We start from the raw sequence: 5,169 nt of genomic DNA on the forward strand, positions 1-5,169 counted from the left end.
CAAAACGCTCGGCTGGGATACCCCAGCCGAGCGTCTACGTGATCTACTCACCACCTGAAACCAGGCGGTGTTGCGACGACCCCTTGAACCCAAGCTCGCAGCGGGGGCCCTCTCTTCGTCGTACGGAGACGACGCGGGCGAAGACGACGCGGGCGAAGACTACGCGGGCACGCTCGCCACGCCCGGCTCCAGGAACCGCTTCCCGTTCACCCGCTCGGCGACGCCCTCGCGGTCCAGGTACGGCGTGATGCCGCCCAGGTGGAAGGGCCAGCCGGCGCCGGTGATCAGGCAGAGGTCGATGTCCTGGGCCTCGGCGACGACGCCCTCGTCGAGCATGAGGCCGATCTCCTGGGCCACCGCGTCCAGGACGCGGTCGCGGACCTGCTCCTCGGTCAGGACGGAGTCGCCCTGCTTGAGGAGCGCGGCGACCTCCGGGTCCAGCTCGGGCTTCCCGCTGTCGTAGACGTAGAAGCCGCGCTTGCCCGCCTCGACGACCGCCTTGAGGTTCGGGGAGACCGTGAAGCGCTCGGGGAAGGCCCGGTTGAGGGTCTCCGAGACGTGCAGGCCGATCGCCGGGCCGACCAGTTCGAGGAGGACCAGCGGCGACATCGGCAGGCCGAGCGGCTCCACCGCCTTCTCCGCGACCTCGACCGGGGTGCCCTCGTCGATGACGTTCTGGATCTCGCCCATGAAGCGGGTCAGGATACGGTTCACGACGAACGCCGGGGCGTCCTTGACGAGGACCGCGGTCTTCTTCAGCTTCTTGGCGACACCGAACGCCGTGGCCAGCGAGGCCTCGTCGGTCTGCTCGCCGCGGACGATCTCCAGGAGCGGGAGGATCGCGACCGGGTTGAAGAAGTGGAAGCCGACAACCCGCTCGGGGTGCTTCAGCTTCGACGCCATCTCCGAGACGGAGAGGGACGAGGTGTTGGTGGCGAGGATCGCGTGCGCGGGCGCCACCGCCTCGACCTCGGCGAACACCTTCTGCTTGACGCCCATCTCCTCGAAGACGGCCTCGATGATGAAGTCCGCGTCCGCGAAGCCCTCGGCCTTGTCCAGGACGCCGGAGACCAGGCCCTTGAGGCGGTTGGCCTTGTCCTGGTTGACGCGGCCCTTGCCGAGCAGCTTGTCGATCTCGGCGTGGACGTAGCCCACACCCTTGTCGACGCGCTCCTGGTCGATGTCGGTCAGGACGACCGGCACCTCCAGGCGGCGTAGGAACAGCAGGGCCAGCTGCGAGGCCATCAGGCCGGCGCCGACCACGCCCACCTTGGTGACCGGGCGGGCCAGCGACTTGTCCGGGGCACCGGCGGGGCGCTTGCCGCGCTTCTGCACCAGGTTGAAGGCGTAGATGCCGGAGCGCAGCTCGCCGCCCATGATCAGGTCGGCGAGGGCCTGGTCCTCGGCGTCGTAGCCCTGCTGGAGGTCGCCGTTCTTGGCGGCGGCGATGATGTCCAGCGCGCGGTAGGCGGCCGGGGCGGCGCCGTGCACCTTGGAGTCGGCGATGAAGCGGCCCTTGGCGACGGCCTGGTCCCAGGCCTCGCCGCGGTCGATCGCCGGACGCTCGACGGCGATCTCGCCCTTGAGGACGGACGCCGTCCAGATCAGCGACTGCTCCAGGAAGTCAGCGCCCTCGAAGATCGCGTCCGCGATGCCGAGCTCGTAGACCTGCTTGCCCTTGAGCTGCTTGTTCTGGTTGAGGCTGTTCTCGATGATGACCGAGACGGCCTTGTCGGCGCCGATCAGGTTCGGCAGCAGCGTGCAGCCGCCCCAGCCGGGGACGAGGCCGAGGAAGACCTCGGGGAGGGAGAAGGCGGGGAGCGCGGCCGACACCGTGCGGTACGCGCAGTGCAGGCCGATCTCCACGCCGCCGCCCATCGCGGCGCCGTTGTAGTACGCGAAGGTCGGCACGGCCAGCTTCGCGAAGCGCTTGAAGACGTCGTGGCCGCCCTTGCCGATGGCCAGCGCGTCCTCGTGCCGCTTGAGCAGCTCGACGCCCTTGAGGTCGGCGCCGACCGCGAAGATGAACGGCTTGCCGGTGACGCCGACGCCGACGATGTCGCCGTCCGCGGCCTCCTTCTCGACCTGGTCGATCGCGGCGTCGATGTTCGCCAGCGACTGGGGGCCGAGGGTGGTCGGCTTGGTGTGGTCGTGACCGTTGTCCAGGGTGATGAGCGCGAAGCGCCCCGCGCCCAGGGGCAGGTCGAAGTGGCGCACGTGGGCGCTCGTGACGACCTCGCCGGGGAACAGCTCGGCCGCACCCTTCAGAAGCTCTGCGGTGGTGGTGCTCACTTGTCCCCCTCGAAGTGCGGGTTCTCCCAGACGACCGTCGCGCCCATGCCGAAGCCGACGCACATGGTGGTCAGGCCGTAGCGGACGTGCGGCTGCTCCTCGAACTGGCGGGCCAGCTGCGTCATCAGGCGGACGCCCGACGAGGCGAGCGGGTGGCCGAAGGCGATGGCGCCGCCGTACTGGTTGACGCGCGCGTCGTCGTCGGCGATGCCGTAGTGCTCCAGGAAGGCGAGGACCTGGACGGCGAAGGCCTCGTTGATCTCGAACAGGCCGATGTCGTCGATGGACAGGCCGGCCTGGGCCAGGGCCTTCTCCGTCGCCGGGATCGGGCCGTAGCCCATGACCTCCGGCTCGACGCCCGCGAAGGAGTACGAGACCAGGCGCATCTTGACCGGCAGGTTGTTCTCGCGGGCGAAGTCCTCGCTCGCGATGAGGGAGGCGGTGGCGCCGTCGTTCAGACCGGCCGCGTTGCCCGCGGTGACCCGGCCGTGCACACGGAACGGCGTCTTCAGGCCCGCCAGGCTCTCCATGCTGGTGCCCGGACGCATCGGCTCGTCGGCGGTGACCAGGCCCCAGCCCGTCTCACCGGCCTCTTCGTTGGTGCGGCGCACCGAGACCGGCACCAGGTCGGCCTGGATCTTGCCGTTGGCGTACGCCTTGGCGGCCTTCTCCTGGGAGCGCACGGCGTACTCGTCGGCGCGCTGCTTGGTGATCGTCGGGTAGCGGTCGTGCAGGTTCTCCGCCGTCATGCCCATGAAGAGGGCGGACTCGTCGACCAGCTTCTCGCTGACGAACCGCGGGTTCGGGTCCACGCCCTCGCCCATCGGGTGGCGGCCCATGTGCTCGACACCGCCCGCGACGGCGACGTCGTACGCGCCGAAGGCGACGGAGCCGGCCACCGAGGTGACGGCGGTCAGGGCGCCCGCGCACATGCGGTCGATCGAGTAGCCGGGGACCGAGGTGGGCAGGCCCGCCAGGATGCCGGCGGTGCGGCCGATGGTCAGGCCCTGGTCACCGATCTGCGTGGTCGCGGCGACGGCGACCTCGTCGATCTTCTTGGGGTCGAGACCGGGGTTGCGGCGCAGCAGCTCCCGGATCGCCTTCACGACCAGGTCGTCGGCGCGGGTCTCGTGGTAGATGCCCTTCGGGCCCGCCTTGCCGAACGGGGTGCGGACGCCGTCTACGAAGACGACGTCCCTGACGGTACGAGGCACGATGGCTCTCCTCCAGGGTGCGGGATGGCACTGCTGCGGCACGCAGGTACTGAGCGCGCGCTCAGGCCCATGCTACTTGTGGGTAACGTAGCTGCCCAGTCCCCCCGGCCGGAGCGGCGAACGTCACACCGCCGGGTCGCCGCTCCACCCCTGGATCTTGGCCGGATCTCGCCGCCGTCCCTCCTTCGACACGCTCTGGTCCCACGACACGCTCTGTTCCTACGACACGCTCTGGGACAGCGCCGTCACCAGCGCGGGCGTCACCTGCTCCACCTGCCAGGGCCGGGCCCCGTGTCCGGTGAGGGCCGCGCCCACGGACTCCGGGTCGACCGGCGCCGGGGGCTCCCAGCAGACCCGGCGCACGGTGTCCGGCGTGATCAGGTTCTCCTGCGGCATGTTCAGCCGCTCGGCCAGCGCCGTCACCGCCGCCCGCGCCGCGGTGAGCCGGGCCGCGGCGGCCGGGTCCTTGTCGGCCCACGCCCGCGGCGGCGGGGGACCGGTCACCGGCTGGCCGGGCTGCGGCAGCTGCGACTCGGACAGGCCCCTGGCCCGGTCGACCGCCACCTGCCACTGCTCCAGCTGCCTGCGGTTGACCCGTCCGAACCCGTTCAGCGCGGCCAGCGCGTGCGCGTTGACCGGGAGGGCGAGCGCCGCTTCGACGATGGCCGCGTCCCCGAGCACCTTGCCGGGGGAGACGTCGCGGCGCTGCGCGATGCGGTCCCGGGTCTGCCACAGCTCCCGCACGACGGCGAGCTGCCGGCGCCTGCGCACCTTGTGCATGCCGGACGTACGGCGCCACGGGTCCTTGCGGGGCTCGGGCGGCGGGGCCGACGCGATCGCGTCGAACTCCTGCCGGGCCCACTCCAGCTTGCCCTGCCGGTCCAGCTCCTTCTCCAGCGCGTCGCGCAGGTCGACGAGGAGCTCGACGTCGAGCGCGGCGTAGCGCAGCCACGGTTCGGGCAGCGGGCGCGTGGACCAGTCGACGGCCGAGTGGCCCTTCTCCAGGACGAAGCCCAGCACGTTCTCGACCATCGCGCCGAGGCCGACCCGGGGGAACCCGGCGAGCCGGCCGGCCAGCTCGGTGTCGAAGATGCGGGCGGGCACCATCCCTATTTCGCGCAGGCACGGCAGGTCCTGTGTCGCCGCGTGCAGCACCCATTCCACGTCCGAGAGCGCCGCCCCCAGCCCGGACAGGTCGGGACAGTCCACCGGGTCGATCAGCGCGCTCCCGGCGCCCTCCCGGCGCAGCTGCACCAGATACGCGCGCTGGCCGTAGCGGTAGCCGGAGGCGCGCTCGGCGTCGACGGCGACGGGGCCGCGGCCGGCCGCGAAGGCGGCGGTCACCTCGGCGAGGGCGGCCGCGTCGGCGATCACCTGCGGAATGCCCTCGCGTGGTTCGAGCAAGGGGGTCGGCGCCTGACTCGCAGAAGATCCGGCGTCGTCCGGAGGGGCGCCTCCGGTGGTTCGCAGTGAAGGGTCTGCTGCGGTTTCGTGGGCGTCGGTCACCTGTCAAGGGTATCGGTGGATCGACGGCGCCCGCCGGAGGAACGTTCCGTCTGTGGGCGACTGGGGGTCGTCAACCCATCCAGTCAGTTGAAAAGCGGCTGTTGGGGAGGCGGGGGGATGGTGGGACGGGGGAGGCGGGGGAGAGCCGTTCGGCTCG

Annotated in this window: 3 protein-coding genes; all 3 read right to left on the minus strand. The window is 71.2% G+C overall.

The features are described from left to right. Positions 1-159 precede the first annotated feature (159 nt). On the minus strand, positions 160-2,292 hold the full coding sequence (locus ACFCZF_RS40600) for a 3-hydroxyacyl-CoA dehydrogenase NAD-binding domain-containing protein (protein WP_376675946.1): 2,133 nt from the start codon (positions 2,290-2,292) through the stop codon (positions 160-162). After that, positions 2,289-3,506 (minus strand): thiolase family protein, encoded by a 1,218-nt coding sequence (locus ACFCZF_RS40605; protein WP_375910193.1) that lies wholly within the window; start codon positions 3,504-3,506, stop codon positions 2,289-2,291. Before ACFCZF_RS40605 ends, ACFCZF_RS40600 begins: the two co-directional genes overlap by 4 nt. A gap of 219 nt (positions 3,507-3,725) precedes the next feature. Further along, positions 3,726-5,012, minus strand: coding sequence for an HRDC domain-containing protein (locus ACFCZF_RS40610; RefSeq protein WP_376675947.1), 1,287 nt, complete (start codon positions 5,010-5,012; stop codon positions 3,726-3,728). Between the last annotated feature and the right edge of the window lie 157 nt (positions 5,013-5,169).

Source organism: Streptomyces sp. NPDC056296 (assembly GCF_042268605.1).
Classification (GTDB): Bacteria; Actinomycetota; Actinomycetes; order Streptomycetales; family Streptomycetaceae; genus Streptomyces.